Source organism: Psychromonas antarctica (genome assembly GCF_022267535.1).
GTDB classification, from domain to species: Bacteria; Pseudomonadota; Gammaproteobacteria; order Enterobacterales; family Psychromonadaceae; genus Psychromonas; species Psychromonas antarctica.
This window is the reverse complement of record NZ_JAHNZV010000018.1, coordinates 35,721-58,609: the sequence shown is the minus strand read 5'-3', so window position 1 is coordinate 58,609 and position 22,889 is coordinate 35,721. Positions and strand designations below refer to the sequence as shown.

The following is a 22,889-nucleotide window of genomic DNA, read 5'->3' as shown; positions in this document are numbered from 1 at the left end:
ATCGAAAAAATGGTCAAAACCGATCCACAGTTGGAGAGCTGCGATGAATCGGTTTATAATAGAATTTGAAGACCGCTTGAAAAAGCATCTGTAAAAATGGTAATTACACAGAATTATTTACAGGGTCCCTTGCATTAAATCTAATTAAACGACTCGGGATGAATTAACTCTAAAACACTAACCATGTTAAAAGTTTTCTTAATGGACTCAATACTCATTAGCCGTTCTTGTTCATTTTTTGACAATTGAAAAAAAACAACAGAAGTATTAAATTCAGCAATATTAAACTCCATTCTTTGAGTTTCACTCATTGCCATTAAAATATGAGAATAAACAGGATCTTTTTCGTCCAAATTTAAAGATTGTAAATTAAGAATATTTTCAGCAACCCGCCCTCGTTCAGGTTGCGTACATTCATTGCTAGCTAACTCAGCCAAATATGGGAAAGCATTCTTAAGAGTATCAATAGAAAACTCTTTTAATAAAGCAACATCCTTTTCCGATATTGCATTTTCTTTAGCTAGAGACCTGCACAACTCAACCTTATCTCCATATTTAATCAGAGAGCGATTAAAATTTTCAAAAGCAATCATTTCTTTATTTTGAGCAAATACAGATAAGGATAAAAAAACACCTATAATGCAGAGTATTATATTCTTCATTTTATTGAACCCCCTTTTCAACAGCTCTCCAAAATAAACTTTCTTTAGGACTAGTTAAATGCGCTAAAACTTGGAATCCAGCTACTTTTTCAATACGGCCTCTCTTTATTTTATCTAATGAATCAAATGATTTATAGAAATACTCCCAATTAGCGTTTGTTATAGAATATGCAGTCTGAGTTGCTTCAGATACAACAACATCCCCAACCTTTTGCGTGACGGTTTTTACAGTCTGATTTGGAATCAAATTCATTACGCCAGATACACCGCTATTCTGAACACTACGAAGTGAACTACCACCAAAAATACTATACAAATGACCCATCATCACCGCAAACCTCAGTATTTGGGTTCCATTATGAACATTTTTATATACTCAATACCTTCTAAACTTTTTCATCAAATTTAATATCAACTATCATTGGGCATTGCTTCATGCATTTTTCCTTTGCTTAAAGAATTAATTAGAGATACACATATTGTGCTGAGTTCAAGAAAACTTGCGCTAGAATAGCAGGTGTGAATGAATTATCAAATATTAGCAAAAAACAAGATATGGTTAGTAGTTAGAGTACGAAGCGTTCCGATTGTAGAAGTACAAAAAAAGTTATCTTTTAGAAGTACACCTAATGACTATTATGATAAATAGCAGTTTTATTAAATGTAAATAAGAATTTCATCATCGAGCTAACAGAATATGCCTAAAAGCAGCAGGTTACTAATGGGTATTGAGCTTAAAAGATAGAATTTAAAATTTGTAATTAATGACTGTTTTCTGAGCATAAAAATGTTTTTTTCATTTCGAGTGTTTTTTAGGCTCAAACGGCTACATATGTTAGCAATTCATTTCCTTACTTTCTCAAAGAATCAAAGGAGATATCTATAATTCTGTAATCTTTACGATCGCTATTGGGAGAAAGCGAGCCTAAATGAAGCTGTCTGAACAGCGTAATAAAGCAAAACCTCTAGCTCGGTTTGTGCCCCTTTCTGAGATAGAACTGAAAATTAATAAGGGCTGCTGAGAGCCTAAAGCGGCCATTAAATAAGTTGCTTTTTTATCTCTTTGGGCACATTGAGATACAGATAATATTACTTGTTATATTCTAAATTAGTGGTCAAAATCACTTACCCACTGCAAAGAGACTTGAAATTATTTTAGAATAAAGGAATAAAGGAATAAAGGAATAAAGGAATAAAGGAATAAGTATGAAGCTAAGATTTTTATCCCCTTACGTGCTTTGGTTATTTTTATTTTCAGTTAGCGCCCAAGCGGAAATGTTCACTTTTGCGGTTGCGGATAATGAAGCGCCTTTGAGTTATCAACACGAGGATATCGTGGCGGGTATTATTCCTGAAATAATTACGTTGATTTTTAGTTATTTGCCTAGTCACCAAGTAACGTTAAAAGCATACCCTTGGGCCCGAGCTCAGGTACAGGTGGAGTATGAGCAAGCAGATGGCTTTTTGACGTACCCATCAAAAAAACGGAAACAGTATGCGTACTTTACGTCAAGCCATGTCTATGAGTTAGATTTTGGATTTCTTATTTACCATAAAAATAATACTAACCGCTCTATCATTGAATCAGCAAAGAGCTTTGATGATTTAAGAAGTCTAAAAATTATTATTCAAAAAGGGGCTGAGTGGGAGTCCGATAACATTCCTGAATTTATGCCAAAGCTTGAAGCGAATAATTTGTACACGATGCTTCATTGGTTACTGTGGAGAGAGCAGGCTGATTTTTTAATTGCAATGCCTGAGCAGGCTAAATACATTACTAAAAAGTTTGGTTATCAAGAGATGGTTGCTTACCGACATGTCGACTTTATAAACGACTCCCTGATCCCCTTTCATATTGGTGTTCGTCAATCGCACCCCCTTGCCAGAGAGCTTACTGACAAGGTTGATGTTGTACTGAAAAATGAAGTGTTTCGTAAACAGGTTCAGGATATAGTCGCTCGTTATCGCTAGTTATTTAAGCTATTTGGTGTATGCAGTGGATGAGTGATATTGGCCACACAGTCATAAATTTCTAAGGCGCAATGGTGCGAAAGAGACTTAGAAATAATGTCTGCTTTGTCGGAACAGCTGACGTTACACATTCCCAAAGTGCACATAAATTCTAAGGCGCTATGTGCCGACCCAAACCGCCTTAGAAAACGTCCAAATTTGTTGCCACTATTACTTACTCTGCGATTGAGTGTCTGCGGTGACAGCCATGGTTATGTTTTTGCCTAACAGTTCAATCCTGCGTTCATTGCGTAAGGATATGTTTGGAAAGATCAGAAGTAAGAAGGCTGATCTCTTCATCACTAACAACATTTTTCTGTTTGAGATTTATTTTGGAAGAGCTTTTGGATTTAGACCCCAGCCCAAACTCTATTTTTTACATTGAGAACGTTCTCAATGTAGCAATCAGGAAAAACAATGACAGGAATAACACCGAGCGCGGTACTCCAATGCCGAACGTTTAAGAATATTTTAAAAAAACTTGAACGATCTGGAAAATAGATCATAATTCTCAACCTTATCTAGGGCGGTAATTACAAATGTCGCGTGCATTACCGAAAATGTTGAATTTTTTGATCTATAGATATATAAATGTACAAAAAAGGTGAAGATCTACTTTTTTTGGTAAATTGCTGGTTGAGTTGGTTAAACTTAGTTGGCATTAAAATTTTTTGCTCTGGTTAAGTTAGTTTATTAGTCTGCTGACTGGACGATGCTAAATATTGGATGTATTAAATGTTAGAAGTTGTTGCATATTTTGTAATACCCGTTTTAGTTATACTTGTCATTGCCTATTTTTATGTAGAAGCGCAGAAAAAAAAGGTCATAGAGGAAAATAAGAAAGCCATTGTTTTACGTATCGCTACAATGAAATATAATTTTAAGGCGGATCTGAAACGACTAGTCGAACAAGAAATATTAACAATAAGAGAGCAGGAGTCTGTCTATCGAATTGCTAATAACTTCTTTGTTTTTCAACCAGTTACAGTTGTAAATATAGAACATTGTGAACAGTTGCTTAAGAACGTTATCAGCGCTATGCCGACTGGTGGTCCCGATAGTATTAACTTCGATCTTGTACAAGAACAAGTTAGCTTATTTGTACGTTCATTACCTGCCGCCGCGCGTGGCCATAACGCCGCCTTTTACCGCAATGAACTTCCTGAATTAATTAAGCAGCTAGTTGATTCTCAAGAAAATATGTACGAAAATGAGAACGAAAATAGCAACGAAGAATCACAGGGTCCTGTGTCTGCGACAGCAGCTTAGAGAGGTAATGGCGTCTTTCCCACCAGAAAAGGCTGGACACTCAGAGCTTCTTTTCTTTAAATCATTACATTAAAGAAAAAGTCGTACTCAAATCAACTACAAGCTAAGGCGTTTTGTGTCCCATTATAATATTAGTTGTCTACAAATATCTAAGTATTACCAACGGCAGCTTTGAGCTTGAAGCAGTCGTTAGTAAATGTTCGTAAGGTGTGCCAAAGGAAGGCATTAGAGTTGGCTTAATTGTCTTGGTTTTATAGTGGGTCAACCACCGATAATTCTGAAAGCGAGTCTGATAACAGATCGAAGACTGCACGGATACGCTTACTACTCTTGAGCTGCTTATGAGCAACCAGCCAGATCGGGAAAATAATTACTTCAGAATCAGGGAGTACACGTTCTACCAGCGGTTCTCTGTCTCCAACGGCTTCTATCATCATTCCAAGTGTTATCCCTAATTTTGTATTTTCCCATTGAACCAAGTGGTTTTCAGAAACCACTGAAAAATTATTTTGTGTAACGGATAGACCAAGCTCACACAGGGGGATTATTGATTCATCGCTTCTATTAAAACCTGCAAACTCTGCTTTGTTAAGTTTGGCAACGGTAATGGGGCGACCTAATTTGTCGAGATATTCTTTAGATCCATAAAGACGAGCCGCTACATCACAGATTTTTTTTGCGACAAGATCTGGGTGAGTAGGCTGGATGTTTCGAATGGCAATATCCGCTTCTCTTTGACCCAAATTACTAAGCTCATTTGATGTTATAGCCAAGAATGGCGGGACAGCCAAACCTTTTATTTTTAAATCTAGCAAAGCATTATTTTTAACTTTTTATTCTTACTGAAGAAAACAAGATCCATTCCAATAAATCCCCTCTAAATGCAGAGATATTCATCTTACTATCTGAGCTAATGAAGCCTATTTTGCACGTTATTGGGATCTTTTGAGCCTTAGCGATTGGTGCTCGTAAACGGGAATTAGCGAGCATAATACGATCGACTTTTTACGTTAAAAAGATTCAGAAAAGATGATAGACACACAAAAACTCGACCGTTTAGGTCGCCTTTTGGATTGTTAGCGCAAGTTTAAAATGCCACATAATAATGATGGTGCAGGTTTTTACTTACTTGTATCTGCCACTAATACTACTTTCCCTATGTTCCAGCTAAGTAACTAACTCAATTAACACAACCTCAACCAACCCAATTAAAAGCCAATCTTCCCCATCTAGCGATGGTGAAATTGGCTTGATATTTTTCTGGCTGGTTAACTATCTGTTTTGTGGTGGATATAGGGCGTTATAATAAAGTTTTTGATACTGTTTAGCTGAATTTAACCAGTAAAAATGAGCGCGCATCGCTTGCGTTTTTAAGCGTAACATCTCTTCTGGGTGTTCTACATAGAGTAGCAATACACGTCGCATCAAGTTAAGTAAGTGACTCGGACTCGGCTCGTAAAATACGAAACCATTAGCATTATCTGGGTCCTGGTCATAGTCCAAAACCGTATCTTTTAAGCCGCCCACGCCGCGAACAATGGGTAAAGTACCGTAAGAAAAACTATATAGTTGATTCAAGCCGCACGGCTCAAAAAGGGAGGGCATCAGAAAGAAGTCTGCGCCCGCTTCAACCAAGTGGGACAGTCTATGACTGTAATTATTTATAAACCTAAATTTATCAGGAAAATGTGCTGCAATCGCGTTTAGTTGTCCTGTTATAGCCGGATCACCAGAGCCTATAATGATAAGTTGTAGGTTATGTTTTAACAACTGTTGTAACATTGGCAACAGTAAGGCAAACCCTTTTTGCTCGGTAAGCCGACAAATCATAGCGAAGATAGGGTTATCATTTTCGGGTAGACCTATCTCTATTTGTAACTCTTTTTTACAAATTAGTTTACCGCTGAGATCCTCCGCAGAAAAGTTTGCCGGTATTAATGTATCGGTTGCAGGGTTCCACTCATTGTAATCGCAGCCGTTTAAGATACCCTCAAAATCGCTAATTCGCTCAAGGAAGTGCTGCGACATACCATGAGATCCGAGCGTGGTTAGTAGTTCGCTGGCATAATTGGGGCTGACGGTGTTGATCTTGTCACTATAAATGACACCCACTTTTAGATAATTAATGTGGTTAAAATTTTCTAACACCCGCTCATCCATGCACGCACTCACTTCTGGAATTAAGTTAAGTTGCGATTTATCAAAAATCCCTTGGTAGCAGGCATTGTGTGTTGTTAATATCGTTTTAGTGTGGATAAAATATGGGTTGTCTTCGTAACGCGTTTTCAGTAGATAAGGAATTAAACCAGCATGCCAGTCATTACAATGGATAATGTCGGGGCTAAAGCCGTCAGCTTCGCAAGCCTGCAAAGAAGCTAAGCAAAAAAAAGCAAAACGTTCACCATTATCAGGGTAAGCGTGATGATCTTCTCCGTAGAGACCTGCTCTGTCAAAATAGTGTGCGTTATCAATAGTTAAAACAGGGATACCATCTAAATCCAGTTGTCGTACTTTAAATTGAATTTCTGGGCGTGCACTGTCTGTATTTAATGTTAGGCTAAAACGATGTTGCGCCTGTTCTCTCTGATTGATACTGCGGTAAAAAGGGGTGATTATTTTAACTTCGTGGCCGAGATTACGCAGCTCAAGGGGCAATGCTCTCGCTGCGTCTGCTAAACCACCTGTTTTAGAAAATCCTTCTACTTCGGCTGAAATAAATAGTATTTTTAGCTTTTTATGGTTCAATGCAATGCTCCTTTGATAATTTCACTTTATATGTGCCAGTAAAAAATATACAACTTTACGCTTTATGCGAGGTAAGCTGAAAACCATTGGGGCTTATACAATCATTAGTTAAAGCTTAGTCTAGAAACCGATCCGAGCACCTTTAGGAATAACAATAATGCCATTATCTGAAACGGTAAAGCGTTTCTTGTCGTCTTCTAGATTAATACCGATTTGCACATTGTCTGCAATCGATACATTTTTATCAATAATAACTTTAATCAATTTACAGTTTTCCCCGATTTTGGTGTTTCCTAATAAAACACAATGAGAAATGGTTGAGTTTTGCTCCACAAAACAGTTAAAACCTAAGATAGATTTTTTAATTGTAGCTCCTTTAATAAAACAACCATCGGAAATTTGTGATTTTCGAATAATACAATTAGAGTCATCACTATTTCTAAAATGAGCAGCAGGTAGTGCCGGATAGTAGGTATGCATTGGCCATTTGCTGTTATATAAGGAGATCGGCGGCTCTGACTTAATTAGGTCCATATTAGCTTGCCAATATGAATCAATACTACCTACATCGCGCCAGTAAGGAGCATCTTTTTCACCGGGAATGGTATTTGTCGTAAAGTCATAAACAAATACTTTTCCCTGTGGATAGAGATAAGGAATAATATCTTTGCCGAAATCATGGCTTGAGGTTTCTAATGCGGCATCTCGAAGCAACTCTTTTTGTAGCTCATTTGAGTTAAATATATAATTTCCCATTGACGCTAAAACATGATCAGGATCGCCCGGAATTGTCTTTGCCTCTTCGACCGTTGGCTTTTCAACAAAACCAATCATACGCCCCTCACCATCGACTTCTATGATACCAAAGCGGTAAGCTTGTTCTTTTGCTAGCTTGATGGCTGAAACTGTCAGAGTGGCTTCTTTTTTCTCGTGAAATGCAATTTTTTGGCGAATATCCATTTTATATATATGATCACTGCCAAAGACACAAATAAGCTCGGCATCATCTGATTCGATGAACTGTAAGTTTTGATAAATCGCATCTGCAGTACCACTGTACCAATGTTTACCCATGCGCATTTGTGCTGGGATCGCATCAATAAAAGTATCCGTAATACTGCATAATTCCCAAGCTTTATCAAGATGTTGATTAAGTGATTGGGATTTAAATTGCGTTAATACATAAATGCGCAATAGCTCAGAGTTTACAAAATTATTTAATACACAATCGACCAATCGGTAACTGCCACCAAACGGGACTGAGGGCTTAGTACGAGATTGTGTTAAAGGGTAAAGACGAGATCCTTCACCACCTGCTAGAATCATAGAGAGAACTTTTGCCATTTTGAGAACCTGCTTTTACTTAGAATACAAAATATTTAATTAACAACCGCTTGTTGTTAATATTTTTTATTTATCACCACAGTCGTGTTGTTGCAAACTGCAGTTTGCTGTGTCGTTAAGGTTGCTTTCAAAACCAACCTTACAGCCCTTGGCGATCACAACAACGCCACTGTCTGAGACTGTGAATTTTTGTCGATCTTCTTCCAAGTCTTCACCAATAACCGTACCAGGGGCAATTTCTACATTTTTATCGACAATCACTTTATTTAAACGCGCATTGCAACCGATTTTGACGTTACCTAAGAAAATGCACTCATTAATTACCGCTCCCGTACAAATATGACTCCTAAAACCTAAAATAGAATTACTTATCTGTGCACCGTTAACATAAGAACCTGCGCCAATCATCGAGTTAGATATATCATTTACAGAGTCACCCTGGTCACGAAATGTTGCCGGAGGCAGTGGCGGATGATAGGTGTGTAAAGGCCAATTTTTATTATAAAGAGAGAAAGGCGCTTCATCTGCGAGTAGCTGCATATGTGCTTCCCAGTATGAGTCAAGATTACCTACATCACGCCAGTAAGCGGTCACGGGTTCGCCCTTAATGTAATTATCACTTAATCTGTAAACAAATACTTTCCCCTTAGGATAAAGTTTTGGAATGATATCTTTGCCGAAATCATGGCTAGAGTTTCTATCGGCAGAATCATCATATAACTCTTTAAGCAGCACATCAGATTTGAATATATAGTTACCCATTGAGGCTAATACGTGTTTGTCATCTCCGGGAATAGTTTTAGCTTCTGCTATAGAGGGTTTTTCGACAAAACCGATCATACGGCCTTGGTCATCTACTTCAATAATGCCAAAGTTATAAGCCTGCTCTTTAACGACTCGGATCGCGGCAACAGTTAAAGAGGCTTGTTGAGTCTTATGATGTTCAACCATTTGCTGGACATCCATTTTGTAAATGTGATCACTGCCAAAAATGCAAACATGGTCTGGGGCGTGATTTTCAATAAATCGTGCGTTTTGATAAATCGCATCAGCTGTGCCTGAATACCAATTTTTATCGACTCGTTGCTGTGCGGGTATCGCTTCAATAAACTGTTTTGCAACGCTAGATAAGCGCCAAGCTTTGCGCAAGTGAACACTTAATGACTGGGATTTAAATTGGGTTAAAACATAGATTTTCATTAACTCGGCATTTACAAAATTATTTAATGCAAAATCAACAAGGCGGTAATTGCCACCAAAAGGGACTGCGGGTTTGGTGCGTGTTTGTGTCAAAGGGTAAAGGCGAGAACCTTCCCCTCCTGCAAGAATCATCGTTAGAATCCCAGCCATAAATGTCTCCGAAAAGGGGAATGTTATGTATATTTATACATAGTCGTTTTGTGATTATGCTAATTCCATTAATTAAATTTTCTATTTAGGCGTAGCAAAAATGCTTGAGGCAAGGTGTTGATTGCAGTCAATAGTTGTTCTAATTACTGCAATCAATAACCCAGCTAATAACTATTTTTAATAGGTATAAATGAATAGGAGATTATTGGATTTGGTATTAATCCTTTTATGGTTTATCCCTCTTTATTTACCCATGCTAGTTTAGTCGCTAGCTTGAATATAGATACTCCCAAAAAGAGATCAACTTATATGAAATGATTATTTATAATTTTTTGATGCAGGTCAAGATTTTAAATTTGTTATTTTCATCTGTTTTAAGTAAAACCGGAAAGACTTTATTGAGTAAGGGCTCATATTTCAAAAACTTATTAGCTACAAGAGATAGAGTCCCTTGTTCTTTTAAGTGCTGAGCTGATTGATTAATAAATGTTTCTGCCGCCACGTAATCAGTTTGCTTGCCTGAATGGAACGGTGGGTTAGAGAGCAATGTATTATATTTTTTGTGCACTTCTGAAAAAACATCCGATGGAAAAACATTACCTTTAAGTTGGTTTTTTATCAAAGAAAGTTTTGCACTTTCAAGTGCATAAACATTAATATCAACAAGATCTATTTCTACATGAGGGTGCTTCTTTTGAATATAACAAGCAATAACGCCAGCACCACAACCAAAATCAAGTACTGAACCAGATAGCTTTTCAGGTAAATTCAGCAGTAATAATTCACTACCCTTATCTAACTCTCCATAGCTAAATACGCCGGGCAATGAGCAGATCTGCAGTGCAATATTATCGATGTTTATCGGGTAAGTTTTTATCCATGATGTCTGATCAAATGGTTGTACAGTCTGATCTAATTCACTGTACAAAAGAGTGCAATGACGGGCCGAATCAATATTATTAACTGCTGATGAATAAGGTTTTAATAAAGCGTCCGCACTTTTTATACCACACTTTTTTTCACCTACTAAAATAATACTCGCGCCTTGTTGCAGATGCGGGATCAGGCTTGCCAGTAAATATTGCGTCTCTTTTTTTGCCTTGGGTAAAAAAATCAATAGCAAATCAAACTTTTTCTCCCCTTGATAATGTGCAGTAAAATGTAGCTCAGAGGCCGTTAATTTTGTAGATAATGCGCGATAGTAACGATAATCACTAAAACAAAATATGCTAGATAATGCGAGTTTTTCGAGTTGCATTGGATAATCATCATCAATATTGCCTGCAACTAAGATGTTTTTATTAGCAAAAAGCGCCTCATTACGCTGCAATAACTGGCTAGGATTTGAATATATTTGCTTCGTGAGTGACATTAGGTTTTCCTGTATTTAGCATGCAGCGTTTAGCGGAAGGGTTTCTGCTGGCCATTATGCCGCATTATAGGTTGACTGGCACAGAGATTAAAATATTTCGTCGTTCAGGAATGTAAATTCCTGAACTGCAAGTGATTAATGTGACCGCCCTAGCGATTTATTCGACACTTCACTGTGCGCCTAATATATAATAAATACTCATAGATTAGATAGGTTAACCACCTATTACCTATCATCGATTATTAGCTTGTTGTTTAATGAGAAAAATAAAATCAATATGTTGAAAACTATTTTTTCTAAAAAAGTACAAACCAAAATCAGCTTGTTCTTAGGAATAAATAGAATTGCTATTTGTTTATTAGAGAGCGGAGTAACCCGCTTACTTGCCCAAGCCACTGTATCGTCGGATTTGAAGTGGCCACAAGCATTTGCAGCTCTTGTTGATGAGCACAAACTCCATCAGGCTCAGGTGTCGGTTGTTTTAAGTCGTGATTTTTATCAAACATTTGATATAGAAAAACCCAAAGTAGAAGACGACGAGTTAATGGCTACGCTGCCTTTTGCCATAAAAGATTTGGTTTCTGAGAGTATTTTTGATCTCGTCGTTGATTACTATGATGTACCGTTCCAGCAACATAAAGGTGAGCAAATCACCGCTGTGTGCGTACCTAAACAACGTGTTATGAGCATCCGAGATATGATTTTAATAAAAGGGATGAAACTCAAAGAGATCATAACAGAAGAGTTAGCGCTTACTCGCTTATTGGGTGTTAGTGAAGAGGTTAATCTGCTTCTTTCACAGCAAAAAAGTGAATTGGTATTAACTGTGGTGAAAGAAGGGCAGTTGTTTTTTTCTCATCGTTTACGCGGTTTCAATGAACTATTGCCTCAACCACTGAGTGAGGATGAAAATACCTTGCTAGATGGGTTGAGTTTAGAGTTGCAACGGGCACTTGATTACATGAGTTCGCAATTACGCATCACGTCTATCTCACACCTTTATTTGGCGCTGGTTTGCCCTGATCTTGCCCTGTTAGCTGAAAAGTTAGGTAGCTATTTAGGGCGAAATGTTCAGCCCTTTGGCGAAAAAGATCAGTATGATTTTATCAATATTATCGCTTACGGCCCATTAATGGGAGGTGATGGTAAATGAAAAAACAAATAAACCTTTATCAGCCAAGTTGTTATCCAAGACGTGAAAAATTCACCTTCAAACATTTTTTATTGTTAGTGGCAGTGAGCGTGCTTTCGTTAATTTTGTTACAGTTTATTTTAAATAAACAACTGAGTAGGACAAAACAAATCGAGCAACAACAACAAGCCATCTTAGCAACAAAACAGAATGACTTGAGTGATCTCGTGATTAAATTACAAAACAACCGAGCCCCAGACGCTAAAGTACGCCAGCAACTCGCTCTGCAGGAGGAGGTGGATGCAAAACAGCGTATATTAGGGAGTTTAGCGGGTATTGAATTTGCTGTCGTAGTGAATTTCTCTGCTTTAATGAAGGGGCTTTCGTTAGCCAGTATGGATGCCATTAGTATTGATTATTTTTCACTACTTGCAGGGCGTCTCAATATATCTGGACAAGCTAAACGAAGCGATTCAGTTCCGTTATGGTTAAGTAAAATACAATCTACTAAGGAACTCTCGGGTATTGCCTTTGAAAAGTTAGCAATATCAGAGAATGCTGGTGGTTTCTTTTTCCAATTAAGCAACAGCCTTGAAAATAAATCCGTTAAGGTGCGCAAAAAATGATTAAGCTTAACTTTAATGAAGTTGAAAAAGCATTTAATAAATTGCTTTTGCGTGAACGTATTATTATTTTTTCTGGCTTACTCATTTGTATTATTTCAGCTGCTTATTTTTGGATAGCTACACCAGCGATGGAAAAACAGACAAAAGCCGAGCAAGCATTGCAGTTAAGCTACGAACAGGAAAATAAGCTTAATAGTGAGATTGCTGAACTTATATTACGTTTACAAAAAGATCCGCTACAAGAAATCAATAATAAAATTGCTTCTTCTTTACAGACTTTATCTGCGCTTGATAAACAGTTAGATAAAAAACTAGTTAAGTTTATTCATGCGCAAAAAATGCCGACTGCATTAGCGAAAGTACTGAGTAAAAGCCCGGGTGTGAAAGTGGAGTCATTAATCTCATTGCCTATTGAAAGCATCCGTTCATCTGCTGAAATTGTTGCCGGGGAGCGAGTACAAAATCTCTTTTATAAACACACCTTAGAGTTGCAATTAAGTGGTGATTACAACGCGATTTATCAATATTTGTTGAATCTTGAAAGCTTGCAAGAAAAGTTTTATTGGTTATCAATCACTTACCAAGTAAGCGATTATCCACTTGCCAGAGTGACTCTTCAGATTTACACCCTAAGTGATCAACAGGATTTAGTCAGTGGTTAAATATATTCTTTTACTTTGCGTGATAATAAGTAGCGATTTGATGGCTAATGCAGAGCCGTTAGTGGATCCAACAAAACCACTAAATAGCTCAACGAAAGCGATCTCAAAAGTGCTTCGTGCTACATTGCCTCAATTGCAGAGCATACTGTCTGCAGGTGAGCAACGCAGCGTTATTTTAAATAATCAATTATATAAAAAAGGGCAGTGGGTTAGTGGTTACCAGATAACAGGTATTGAATCTGATGCAGTGTTTTTACGTGATAAAGAACAGTCATATAAATTAAATTTATACACAAAAAAAGAGCGTTTCATTAAATAAACCTCTTATGGCCTTATGGAAAATAGATAAAATGAGAAAAATTCTTTCAATAAGTTGTTGTATTTTATTATTAACAGCATGTCAGGCGACTAAAAAAAACACAGCTGAAGAGCAAAAATTGCTGTTACAAACAAATATAGATAAACAAGTTGAAAATCTTGTTTTACCAGAAGATATCGCATCGGAATTGTATGCAGATTTGTCGCAACAATCTGAATTAGTGGCGGTTGAAGAAAAACGTTTTGATATTTCGGCAAGAGATGTTGATGCCGCTGTGTTTTTTGCTTCGTTAATTAATGATGCGTCACATAGCGTCGCCGTTCATCCTGACGTGCAAGGGAAAATAACGATTTCTCTCCAACAGGTAACGTTGACCGAAGCTTTACGCGTTATCGAAGATATGTTTGGCTATGAGATTAAGCAGAAAGGGCATATTTATTATATTTATCCAGCGGGTATGCGAGTCGCAAGCTTTACCCTCGATTATCTCTTTATGAACCGCATGGGTGGATCGCGGACGAGTGTTTTATCAGGCCACTTAAGTACACAAGACAGCGATTCTACTTCAGATTCCACTTCAGGTTCAAGTAGTTCAAGTAGTTCAAGCAGCAGTTCATCGAGCACTAAAGATAAAGAGTTTACCGGTGAGTTCTCGTCAAACAGTCTGCAAGACGGCACTGAAATTATTACCGTAACCAGTACTAATTATTGGGCTTATTTAGAAGAAAAAATAAATAAACTATTGGAAAACAAAAAAGGGCGAGATGTGATTGTCAGCCCGATGTCTGGGATGGTAACTATTCGAGCTTACCCTGAAGAAATTCGAGAGGTACGCAATTTTTTAGAAAAAGAAACGGATAACTTAAATCGCCAAGTGATTTTAGAAATTCAGTTGATCGAAGTCCAGTTGAATGACGAATACCAACAAGGTGTTAGTTGGAGTGATGCGGGGGACATGGTCAATAATACTAATATATTATTCAATGGTGTACATAAGATAGCCGATAGTGTTATTCAAAATACAATTGGTGGAGGCGGCGCATTAACCATTGCCAATGGTTCATTTACGGCGGTCGTTTCTATGTTAGAAACGCAAGGTGATGTGAATGTATTATCTAAACCGCGTATCACGGCGATGAATAATCAAAAAGCAGTTATTAAAGTGGGAGGGGATGAATATTTTGTAACCAATGTTTCAACAACAACAGTAACGGGGACGGCCACAACTTCTACGCCTAATGTTGAGTTAACCCCTTTCTTCTCGGGTATATCGGTGGATGTCACCCCAAAAATTAATGATGATGACTCCGTTATATTACATATTCACCCTGCGATTGTTGATATCGAAGAGCAGATAAAAACCATTAGTTTTGGCGCTACTTCCACGAGTGATTTAACTATTCCTGTTGCCAAAAGCGATGTACGGGAATCTGATACAATTGTAAAGGCACAGTCGGGTGATGTTATTGTTATTGGCGGATTAATGAAAACTATTGAAAAAGACATGGTTTCAAAAACGCCCTTATTAGGTGATATTCCTTGGTTTGGTGAACTGTTCACTAATCGCCAAAAATTAAATTTAAAAACAGAATTGATTATTCTCGTGAAGCCGCAAATTGTGAAACAAAATACGTGGAAGCAAGAGATGCAAAAATCGTCTGAATTAGTTGAGAAGTGGTACCCGACTAAATGATCTATTTAAAGCATTTTGGACTAGAAAAAGCGCCTTTTTCTCTGACTGCCGATCCGTGTTTTTATATCGATTTTATTCCGCATAAAGAAGCGTTACAAGTGATCACTACCGCGCTTTCTTTGGGGGAGGGTATTTTGAAAATAACGGGCGAAGTGGGCACTGGCAAAACGTTGTTATGCAATAAACTCGAGCAGGAACTCGCCGGTCAGTACCTTATTTGTGATATTGATAATCCCTACCTGACGGCGCATGAATTACGTTGTGCGCTTGCAGATAAGGTTGGCGTTAAAAAAGAAAATTTTGATGACCAATTTTTATTAACTGGTTTGATTAAAACGCGTTTATTAGCCCTCCTCGCAGAGGGAACAAAGTTGCTTGTACTAGTGGACGAAGCACAGGCGTTACCTGATTCTACGCTGGAAGCGCTGCGTCTTTTTTCCAATTTAGAAAGTACTTCTCAAAAACTATTGCAAGTGGTTTTATTTGCTCAGCCTGAATTAGATGTGCGCCTTGCTGAAACAAAGTTGCGTCAACTACGCCAACGGATCACATTCTCTTACCAGCTACGTGCCTTATCGGAAAAAGAGATTGAGCACTATATTGCACAACGCCTGAAACAAGCCGGTTATCGGGGGGCTTTGTTATTTAATAGTAAGGTGTGCCGTAAAATAGCACAAGCCAGCCGTGGCATTCCGCGCCTTATTAATATCTTATGCCATAAAATTTTATTGATAAGTTATGGTCATCAGGATTATAAGATTACCAGTAAACTGGTCCATACAGCAGCGGTTGATACAGAAGATGCCTACCCAGTGGCAAAGTTAAAATATTGGTGGATGGTACTGTGCTCATTTCTGTTGTTAAATCTGCTGTTATTATTATGGTGGAAGGGGCTGTTATGAGTATTATCAATAAAATGCACGAAGACTTCCAGCAGATTCAGCAAGCACAGCCCATTTTGTCTGCAATGCCGGCAACGAAAAGCAAACAAAAAGCCCTGCTTTTTATACTAATTGTGTTGTTAATAGGCTCCTCTTTAGGGCTTTCATATCTTATTTTTAGCCAAGATAAAGCGGTTAAAGAAAATCTGCATCAGATAATTAAAGAACAACAAATAGCGCCGCCCGTAGCGGCAGCGCTTTTAAGTAGCTCTGTGCAAGAAAAAGTAATCACAGCACCGAAACTGTTAAGTAGCCCGATGCAAGACAAAGTGATAGCCGAGCCGCTGCTTGTTAAGCAAGCCGTAGAGCAATCTTCTAATACTAATCTGCCAAATAAGTTAGCGGTCGTTAACCCCGTAAGCATAAAAAAAGAAGCGCAAAAAGCAGTCTTAGTGCAAACCAGTGATAAAAAAATCGGTGTTAAAAACACGACCTCGGTAATAACAGAACAGGCAAATGAAGAAAGCCATTTATCGATTAAAGCGTCACAACTAAGCAAACAAGAGCTTGCGCAGATCCATCTTAAAGAAGCTGATAAAGCACAAGACAAAGGTGACTTTAAGTTAGCCGCAGAAAAGAAACAGCAAGCCCTCGGGCTATTACCCGAATTAAACGAGGTCCGTAAATCATTGGCGCTCTATTATTATGGGCAGGGCGAGGTCGATAGAGCGCAACGATTATTAAAACACGGGGTAGTTATTTCCCCAGATTACCCCGATTTTAATTTAATGTTATCGCGTATCGCTTTAAAAGAGGGGGATCAGCAAAAAGCCTATCTTTATCTGGAACAGCATCCCCCCGAGGTAGAAGGCAATCTAGATTACTACGCGAGCTATGCGATTTTGGCGCAAAAATTTAAAAAGTATGAACAGTCTGAGCGCTTGTATAGTAGCTTACTTTCACAACGACCGAATAATGGGCGGTGGCGAATGTCTCTGGCGATTGTGCAAGACAGACAAGCCAAGAGGCAGTTGGCGGTTACAAATTATGAACAGGCCCTGCTACAGACCGATCTTTCGTCAAAAGCCAAAACTTATATTAAACAACGCTTAAGCTATTTAGGCCAACACTAAGGTATATATACCATGAAACCGCAATTAAAAAAGCGCTTAGGTGATTTACTGGTTGAAGAACAGCTGATTAGCGAAGCTCAATTACTGAATGCACTAAAAGAGCAGCGCCATTTAGGCCTCAAATTAGGTGCAAGCTTGATTCATTTGGGCTATCTCAGCGAAGACCAAATATTAACCTTCCTCTCACGTCAGCTTGATATACCTATTGTGGATCTACTTAAAATTAAAATAGATCATAATGCGGTGCAGTTAATTCCGGAAGTACATGCCCGACGACTGCGCGCACTGGCGATTCATGATAACGGTGAAATAATTACTTTAGTGGTTTCTGATCCGGCTGATTTACATAGTTTAGATGTACTGGCGAGCTTATTAAAAGGTCGCCCCTTTGAGCTAATGATTGCCCGTGAAGATCAGTTAATTGAATCATTTGACAGGGTATATCGGCGCACTAAAGAGATCGCGTCATTTGCCAATAAATTAAGTGAAGAGCATGGCGATAGCAGCGCATTTGATGCTACCGCGAGTCTGGATCTGGGAGGGGAAGGATCTGAGGCGACCGTTGCAAAATTGATCCAATCGCTGTTTGAAGATGCACTGCAAATGGGGGCTTCTGATATCCATATTGAGCCCGATGAAAATGTGCTACGCATCAGACAGCGTGTAGATGGCGTTTTACAGGAGACATTATTGCCTGAGAGCAGTATCGCTAGTGCGTTGGTATTACGTCTTAAATTAATGGCTAAATTAGATATTTCCGAAAAGCGATTACCCCAAGATGGGCGCTTTAATATCAATATTAAAGGACGCAGTATCGATATCCGTGTTTCTACTATGCCGATTCAAAAAGGCGAATCGGTGGTAATGCGTTTACTCGACCAATCTGCAGGTGTGTTATCTTTTGCAGAAATAGGTATTCCAGCTCAGCTGCAAGCGCGTTTAGAGTTACAGTTGCAGCGCCCAAATGGAATGATTCTTGTCACGGGGCCAACCGGTAGTGGTAAAACAACTACTTTATATACCTCTCTAAGCACTTTAAATTCGCCTGGTAAAAAAATAATTACGGTAGAGGATCCCGTTGAATATCGCTTACCGCGGGTTAATCAGGTACAGGTTAATGCTAAGATAGGTTTAGATTTTGCGACTGTTTTACGTTCTGCGTTACGCCAAGATCCCGATGTTTTACTGGTCGGGGAGATGCGCGATAGCGAAACCATGGAAATTGGCATACGTGGCGCACTAACAGGCCATTTGGTGCTATCAACTTTGCATACTAATGATGCCATAAGCAGTATTCTACGTTTATTAGATATGGGGGCGCCGGGATATCTTATTGCCAGTGCTCTGCGTGCAGTTATAGCACAACGTCTAGTGCGTCGCTTATGCGAAAATTGTAAAAGTGGTTCACATGCAGAGCTCGATCAGCAAGTTTTACTTGATCAACTAAGTGAAGAAAACTTGCAAGATAGCCATTTTTATTCCGCTCGTGGTTGCCAACGTTGCCAATTTACAGGCTATCGTGGCCGTATTGGGGTATTTGAGTTATTAGAACTTGATGAGCAGATGGTCTCGGCATTACGCCTAGATGATAGTGAAGGTTTTGCGATTGCAGCTAAAAAATCAGCGTACTTTAAACCACTTGCTTTAGCCGCGTTAGAATATGCAAAACAAGGAGTGACCTCCCTCGAGGAAGTTTTTAAATTGGTTGACCGTTTCGATAAAGTTAAAAGACCGCACAATGAACTGGATCTGATGGTAACAAAAAAAGATATTTTAACTGAGTCAGGTTTAACACTTTCGCCAATTGATGATTTGAGTAGTGGCGTAAGTTCATCACCATTGGGTTTTATTGAATAATGCCATCATATAAATATACAGGGCGTGATAACCAAGGAAATACAGTTAAAGGTGAACTGGAAGCAGCTTCAATCGACTTTGCGGTTGATAAGGTAATGCAAAAAGGGATCCAGCCGATAGAGGTAAAAGAAAAAGCGGCAGGGGGACAATCACTGGATCTTGGCAATATCTTTGCGGCACAAGTAAAAGTCGCTGATTTAATTATATTTACGCGACAAATATATTCATTAACAAAAGCGGGCATCCCTATTTTACGTGCATTAGGTGGTCTTGCCGATTCAACTCACTCGGCGTTGCTTAGTGAGGCGTTACACGATGTCTTAGATCGTATGCATAACGGGTATTCCCTTTCGGTTGCAATGTCCTCTCATCCGCGTGTATTTTCGCAGTTGTACCTCTCTTTGGTACAAGTCGGTGAAAATACCGGTCAATTAGATCGTATTTTTCTACAGTTATCCCAATACCTAGAACAAGAAGTCGAAACGCGTATGCGCGTTAAAAGCGCAATGCGTTACCCAAGTTTTGTCTTAATTGCATTAGTGGCTGCAATGGTCATTTTAAATATTTACGTTATTCCAACCTTTGCTAATATGTTTGCTAAGTTTCATGCGGAGCTACCATGGACAACGCGACTTCTTTTGGCAACTTCGTCTTTTTTCGTCAATTACTGGCCTTATCTTTTATCAGCTATAATCCTTCTTTTTGTGGCGATCAAAATTTGGTTAGGTTCGCAAGAAGGGGCTTATATATGGGATAGATGGAAGTTGCGCATTCCTATTATTGGTAGTGTTATTGAACGTTCTTTACTGGCTCGTTTTTCCCGTAGTTTTGCAATGATGTTAAGTGCCGGGGTGCCGTTAAATAATGGCCTCTATTTAATTGCTTTTGCGGTAGATAATAGCTATTTAAAAGAAAAAATATTAGCGATGCGTACGGGTATTGAATCAGGGGAAACACTCTTAAATACGGCCTCATCAGCGCAGCTATTTACGCCATTGGTGTTGCAAATGATAGCGGTGGGTGAGGAAACCGGGCAAGTCGATGATCTGCTTAATGAAGCTGCCGATTTTTATGAACGTGAAGTTGATTATGAACTTAAAAATATGACAGCTAAAATAGAACCGATATTAATATCCATTGTTGCCTGTATGGTGTTAATTTTAGCTTTGGGTATTTTTACGCCAATGTGGGATATGATGAGTGCAATGAAGGGGCGCTAGCAGTATCGTTTATTTGAAGATAAATCGCTATCCAATGGCATGCTTATTCTTTATTGCTAACAACACGGTAGTGATTAAGTAAAAAAACCGAGTATGAAAACTCGGTTTTTTATACAGACTGAAGGTCAATCAAGGCTATTTCGGCTCACCAATAGGAAGTACGCTACGGCCAAACTGTTCGTTGATCACTTCTGCCATTGCTAAGTAAATCGCACTTAATCCACAAATCACCCCCTCAAAACCTGCAATCGTACCAATTACAGTGGAGTCGGTAAAATCACGCACGGCTAATAAGAAGAATAGCACCGTTAAACTCGCGAATATAAATTTAAGAACAAAGTTACCGCGCAGCGTACCGACAAACATAAAACCGGTGAAAATTCCCCACATCACTAAGTACCAAGCCATAAATCCGGCTGGTGTTGCCTCAGCTAAACCCAATTTAGGGAAAATGATTAACGCGACTAAACTTATCCAGAAAAATCCGTAGGAAGTAAAAGCTGTTAAACCAAAGGTATTGCCTTTTTTGAATTCTAATATTCCGGCAATCACTTGTGCTATGCCACCGTAACAAAGACCCATTGCCAGGATCATTGCACTCATTGGGAAAAAACCAGCATTATGGATATTAAGTAGAACAGTTGTCATCCCAAAGCCCATCAGGCCTAGAGGCCCTGGATTAGCATAGTTATTAGTTTGTGACACGTAATGTACCTTTTTATGTTAGTTGGATGGATAAATCGCGCGGACAATAGCATGGTGCGGTTTTTTGTAAAGAAAATAGTGTAAATAGGATTTAACTCTCTTTTTTTAGACCCACTTGCGTTGTAATTTAGTGCTCAGCTCTTGTGCCTGCATTGTTTTTGTGCAGATGGGTATCCATATTTGTATGAATGTCACTCAAAGCAAAGCTTTCAATTAATTTGATTAATTTCGTTTAATAAAGCAGGTACAATAAGTGCAATTGCCAATAAAAATGAATATTAACTATGACTATACCAACCTTATCAATAAGAAATTTGCACAAATCGTTTGCAAATCATGAAGTATTAAAAGGTATTGATTTAGACGCACACAAAGGTGATGTTATCTCTATTCTAGGGGCGTCTGGTTCAGGTAAGAGCACACTATTACGTTGTGTTAACTTGCTTGAAACGCCGACTTCCGGCGACATTTGGGTCAATGGCGAATTGATCCAAATGAAACAGGATAAGAAAAGAGGAGCAATACCCGTTTCAAGTAAGCAGGTAGAGCGGATTCGTTCTCGTTTGGCGATGGTCTTTCAAGGCTTTAATTTATGGTCGCATATGACAGTGATAGAGAATGTAATTGAAGCACCTGTACATGTATTAGCGGTTCCTAAAAAAGAAGCCATTGCTAAAGCCGAAGCTATTTTACAGCGTGTTGGCTTGTATGAAAAAAAAGATTATTTCCCTGGTCAACTTTCTGGTGGTCAGCAGCAGCGGGTTGCGATTGCCCGTGCACTTGCCGTTGAGCCTGACGTGATGTTATTTGATGAGCCTACCTCTGCACTTGATCCTGAGTTGGTCGGAGAAGTACTAAATGTAATGCATGGTCTTGCGGATGAGGGACGTACTATGTTAGTGGTGACTCATGAGATGTCCTTTGCGCGCGATGTTTCCAGTAAGGTGCTTTTTTTACATCAAGGTTTAGTTGAGGAAGAAGGAAAACCTGAAATTGTTTTTAAAAATCCATCTTCAGAGCGTTTTAAAAAATTTATTTCATCAGTTTATTAGTAATGCGCAAAACTCCTCTGCTTGTTGGCAGAGATTAACAATTTAATTATTTACTCACTCAAAAGGATATAAAATGAAAAAAATCAGTTTATTAATCGCTCTGCTTGCTTTCTCTTTTAATGCGGCACAGGCCAAAGAATGGAAAGATATACGCATTGGTGTTGAGGGGGCTTACCCTCCCTTTAGTAAAACTGAAGCAGATGGCAGTGTGACCGGATTTGATATTGATCTTGCCAATGCTTTATGCGCCGAGATGAAAGCGCGCTGTACCTATATAAAACAAGACTGGGATGGCATAATTCCAGCACTATTGGCGCGCAAATTTGATGCTGTTATTGCCACTATCGATATTACAGAAGAGCGCTTGAAGATGGTTGCTTTTACTGATAAATACCAACATATACCAGCACGCTTTGTAGCATTAAAAGGATCTGAATATCAGGCATCTACAGCGTTTATGGCGGGTAAGAAGATAGGCGTACAGCGTGCAACGTCAATGGATCTTTATATTTCAGATAATTACCCGGATGCGCAAATTAAACGTTACGGTTCTGCCGATGAAGCTTATCTTGATCTTAAAGCGGGGCGTTTAGATTTTATTTTAGCGGATTCTGCTGCTATTGCTGGCGGATTGTTAGACAAAGACGGGGGTGATAAATTCGCATTTATTGGTCCTAAATTTACCGACCCTAAATGGTTTGGTGCAGGTGCTGGTATAGCCACCCGTAAACAAAATCAAGATCTTGTTGAGCAATTCAATCGTGCAATTACAGCCATCCGTGCTGATGGAACCTATAATAAAATCCAAGATAAATACTTTAGTTTCGATGTTTATGGCAGTGAACTATAAGCATTAA

21 protein-coding genes are annotated in these 22,889 nt (G+C 38.7%); 13 read left to right on the top strand and 8 right to left on the bottom strand.

Annotated elements, in window-relative coordinates; translation table 11 throughout:
- Positions 1-140: 140 nt before the first annotated feature.
- Positions 141-662, bottom strand: coding sequence for a hypothetical protein (locus KSO91_RS06955; protein ID WP_238742235.1), 522 nt, complete (start codon positions 660-662; stop codon positions 141-143).
- 1 nt (position 663) lies between these two features.
- Positions 664-990 (bottom strand): hypothetical protein, encoded by a 327-nt coding sequence (locus KSO91_RS06950; RefSeq protein ID WP_238742234.1) that lies wholly within the window; start codon positions 988-990, stop codon positions 664-666.
- A gap of 878 nt (positions 991-1,868) precedes the next feature.
- Here KSO91_RS06950 and KSO91_RS06945 point away from each other — a divergent pair.
- Together KSO91_RS06945 and KSO91_RS06940 are read left to right on the top strand one after the other, a co-directional pair.
- The gene (locus KSO91_RS06945) at positions 1,869-2,633 is read left to right on the top strand and encodes a substrate-binding periplasmic protein (protein WP_238742233.1); all 765 of its coding nucleotides are present in this window, start codon (positions 1,869-1,871) and stop codon (positions 2,631-2,633) included.
- Positions 2,634-3,407: 774 nt separating this feature from the next.
- Positions 3,408-3,941: a hypothetical protein gene (locus KSO91_RS06940; RefSeq protein WP_238742232.1), complete on the top strand. Its 534-nt coding sequence runs from the start codon at positions 3,408-3,410 to the stop codon at positions 3,939-3,941.
- Positions 3,942-4,192: 251 nt separating this feature from the next.
- Here the strand turns inward: KSO91_RS06940 and KSO91_RS06935 are convergent, their stop codons facing one another.
- From KSO91_RS06935 to rsmC, 5 genes are all read right to left on the bottom strand, one after another.
- Positions 4,193-4,714 (bottom strand): LysR substrate-binding domain-containing protein, encoded by a 522-nt coding sequence (locus KSO91_RS06935; protein WP_420830942.1) that lies wholly within the window; start codon positions 4,712-4,714, stop codon positions 4,193-4,195.
- A gap of 499 nt (positions 4,715-5,213) precedes the next feature.
- Entirely contained in the window at positions 5,214-6,686 is a 1,473-nt protein-coding gene (gene glgA, locus KSO91_RS06930) for a glycogen synthase GlgA (RefSeq protein ID WP_238742230.1), read from the bottom strand.
- 120 nt (positions 6,687-6,806) lie between these two features.
- Positions 6,807-8,030, bottom strand: coding sequence for a glucose-1-phosphate adenylyltransferase (gene glgC, locus KSO91_RS06925; protein WP_238742229.1), 1,224 nt, complete (start codon positions 8,028-8,030; stop codon positions 6,807-6,809).
- Between the two features lie 66 nt (positions 8,031-8,096).
- On the bottom strand, positions 8,097-9,380 hold the full coding sequence (glgC, locus tag KSO91_RS06920) for a glucose-1-phosphate adenylyltransferase (protein WP_238742228.1): 1,284 nt from the start codon (positions 9,378-9,380) through the stop codon (positions 8,097-8,099).
- 322 nt (positions 9,381-9,702) lie between these two features.
- Positions 9,703-10,752 carry a 16S rRNA (guanine(1207)-N(2))-methyltransferase RsmC gene (rsmC, locus tag KSO91_RS06915; protein WP_238742227.1) on the bottom strand — a complete coding sequence of 350 codons (1,050 nt, stop codon included), beginning with the start codon at positions 10,750-10,752 and terminating at the stop codon, positions 9,703-9,705.
- Positions 10,753-11,029: 277 nt separating this feature from the next.
- On the opposite strand from rsmC, the gene KSO91_RS06910 reads away from it, so the two are divergent.
- The 9 genes from KSO91_RS06910 to KSO91_RS06870 are packed head-to-tail and all read left to right on the top strand — an operon-like array spanning position 11,030 to position 20,275.
- Entirely contained in the window at positions 11,030-11,905 is an 876-nt protein-coding gene (locus KSO91_RS06910; protein ID WP_238742226.1) for a hypothetical protein, read from the top strand.
- The gene (locus KSO91_RS06905; protein ID WP_238742225.1) at positions 11,902-12,510 is read left to right on the top strand and encodes a hypothetical protein; all 609 of its coding nucleotides are present in this window, start codon (positions 11,902-11,904) and stop codon (positions 12,508-12,510) included. The genes KSO91_RS06910 and KSO91_RS06905 overlap by 4 nt, the downstream gene beginning before the upstream one ends.
- On the top strand, positions 12,507-13,172 hold the full coding sequence (locus KSO91_RS06900; RefSeq protein ID WP_238742224.1) for a hypothetical protein: 666 nt from the start codon (positions 12,507-12,509) through the stop codon (positions 13,170-13,172). Before KSO91_RS06905 ends, KSO91_RS06900 begins: the two co-directional genes overlap by 4 nt.
- Before the next feature lie 40 nt (positions 13,173-13,212).
- Positions 13,213-13,491 (top strand): general secretion pathway protein GspB, encoded by a 279-nt coding sequence (locus KSO91_RS06895; protein WP_238742223.1) that lies wholly within the window; start codon positions 13,213-13,215, stop codon positions 13,489-13,491.
- A 31-nt stretch (positions 13,492-13,522) separates the two neighbouring features.
- A complete protein-coding gene (gene mshL, locus KSO91_RS06890; RefSeq protein WP_238742222.1) occupies positions 13,523-15,184 on the top strand; it encodes a pilus (MSHA type) biogenesis protein MshL in 1,662 nt (553 codons plus the stop codon).
- Positions 15,181-16,086: an ExeA family protein gene (locus tag KSO91_RS06885; RefSeq protein WP_275113930.1), complete on the top strand. Its 906-nt coding sequence runs from the start codon at positions 15,181-15,183 to the stop codon at positions 16,084-16,086. The genes mshL and KSO91_RS06885 overlap by 4 nt, the downstream gene beginning before the upstream one ends.
- Entirely contained in the window at positions 16,083-17,198 is a 1,116-nt protein-coding gene (locus KSO91_RS06880; RefSeq protein WP_238742221.1) for a tetratricopeptide repeat protein, read from the top strand. The genes KSO91_RS06885 and KSO91_RS06880 overlap by 4 nt, the downstream gene beginning before the upstream one ends.
- Before the next feature lie 12 nt (positions 17,199-17,210).
- Positions 17,211-19,055, top strand: a complete 1,845-nt coding sequence (locus tag KSO91_RS06875) for a GspE/PulE family protein (RefSeq protein WP_238742220.1) — start codon at positions 17,211-17,213, stop codon at positions 19,053-19,055.
- Positions 19,055-20,275: a type II secretion system F family protein gene (locus KSO91_RS06870; protein WP_238742219.1), complete on the top strand. Its 1,221-nt coding sequence runs from the start codon at positions 19,055-19,057 to the stop codon at positions 20,273-20,275. Before KSO91_RS06875 ends, KSO91_RS06870 begins: the two co-directional genes overlap by 1 nt.
- A 135-nt stretch (positions 20,276-20,410) precedes the next feature.
- Here KSO91_RS06870 and KSO91_RS06865 read toward each other — a convergent pair whose 3' ends face one another.
- On the bottom strand, positions 20,411-20,980 hold the full coding sequence (locus KSO91_RS06865; RefSeq protein WP_338049745.1) for an acetate uptake transporter: 570 nt from the start codon (positions 20,978-20,980) through the stop codon (positions 20,411-20,413).
- A 284-nt stretch (positions 20,981-21,264) separates the two neighbouring features.
- On the opposite strand from KSO91_RS06865, the gene KSO91_RS06860 reads away from it, so the two are divergent.
- Both KSO91_RS06860 and KSO91_RS06855 read left to right on the top strand, forming a co-directional pair.
- Positions 21,265-22,032, top strand: a complete 768-nt coding sequence (locus tag KSO91_RS06860; RefSeq protein WP_238742218.1) for an ABC transporter ATP-binding protein — start codon at positions 21,265-21,267, stop codon at positions 22,030-22,032.
- Positions 22,033-22,105: 73 nt separating this feature from the next.
- Positions 22,106-22,882, top strand: coding sequence for an ABC transporter substrate-binding protein (locus KSO91_RS06855; RefSeq protein WP_238742217.1), 777 nt, complete (start codon positions 22,106-22,108; stop codon positions 22,880-22,882).
- Positions 22,883-22,889 lie beyond the last annotated feature (7 nt).

What these genes read in the sequence shown, in the direction of transcription:
- KSO91_RS06855 (WP_238742217.1), top strand. Translation starts at nt 22,106, where the DNA reads ATGAAAAAAATCAGTTTATTAATCGCTCTGCTTGCTTTCTCTTTTAAT.
- KSO91_RS06905 (WP_238742225.1), top strand. Translation starts at nt 11,902, where the DNA reads ATGAAAAAACAAATAAACCTTTATCAGCCAAGTTGTTATCCAAGACGT.
- KSO91_RS06895 (WP_238742223.1), top strand. Translation starts at nt 13,213, where the DNA reads ATGGCTAATGCAGAGCCGTTAGTGGATCCAACAAAACCACTAAATAGC.
- glgC (WP_238742229.1), bottom strand. Translation starts at nt 8,030, where the DNA reads ATGGCAAAAGTTCTCTCTATGATTCTAGCAGGTGGTGAAGGATCTCGT.
- glgC (WP_238742228.1), bottom strand. Translation starts at nt 9,380, where the DNA reads ATGGCTGGGATTCTAACGATGATTCTTGCAGGAGGGGAAGGTTCTCGC.
- KSO91_RS06875 (WP_238742220.1), top strand. Translation starts at nt 17,211, where the DNA reads ATGAAACCGCAATTAAAAAAGCGCTTAGGTGATTTACTGGTTGAAGAA.
- rsmC (WP_238742227.1), bottom strand. Translation starts at nt 10,752, where the DNA reads ATGTCACTCACGAAGCAAATATATTCAAATCCTAGCCAGTTATTGCAG.
- KSO91_RS06860 (WP_238742218.1), top strand. Translation starts at nt 21,265, where the DNA reads ATGACTATACCAACCTTATCAATAAGAAATTTGCACAAATCGTTTGCA.
- KSO91_RS06940 (WP_238742232.1), top strand. Translation starts at nt 3,408, where the DNA reads ATGTTAGAAGTTGTTGCATATTTTGTAATACCCGTTTTAGTTATACTT.
- KSO91_RS06910 (WP_238742226.1), top strand. Translation starts at nt 11,030, where the DNA reads ATGTTGAAAACTATTTTTTCTAAAAAAGTACAAACCAAAATCAGCTTG.
- KSO91_RS06880 (WP_238742221.1), top strand. Translation starts at nt 16,083, where the DNA reads ATGAGTATTATCAATAAAATGCACGAAGACTTCCAGCAGATTCAGCAA.
- KSO91_RS06945 (WP_238742233.1), top strand. Translation starts at nt 1,869, where the DNA reads ATGAAGCTAAGATTTTTATCCCCTTACGTGCTTTGGTTATTTTTATTT.
- KSO91_RS06885 (WP_275113930.1), top strand. Translation starts at nt 15,181, where the DNA reads ATGATCTATTTAAAGCATTTTGGACTAGAAAAAGCGCCTTTTTCTCTG.
- mshL (WP_238742222.1), top strand. Translation starts at nt 13,523, where the DNA reads ATGAGAAAAATTCTTTCAATAAGTTGTTGTATTTTATTATTAACAGCA.
- KSO91_RS06950 (WP_238742234.1), bottom strand. Translation starts at nt 990, where the DNA reads ATGATGGGTCATTTGTATAGTATTTTTGGTGGTAGTTCACTTCGTAGT.
- KSO91_RS06955 (WP_238742235.1), bottom strand. Translation starts at nt 662, where the DNA reads ATGAAGAATATAATACTCTGCATTATAGGTGTTTTTTTATCCTTATCT.
- KSO91_RS06900 (WP_238742224.1), top strand. Translation starts at nt 12,507, where the DNA reads ATGATTAAGCTTAACTTTAATGAAGTTGAAAAAGCATTTAATAAATTG.
- KSO91_RS06870 (WP_238742219.1), top strand. Translation starts at nt 19,055, where the DNA reads ATGCCATCATATAAATATACAGGGCGTGATAACCAAGGAAATACAGTT.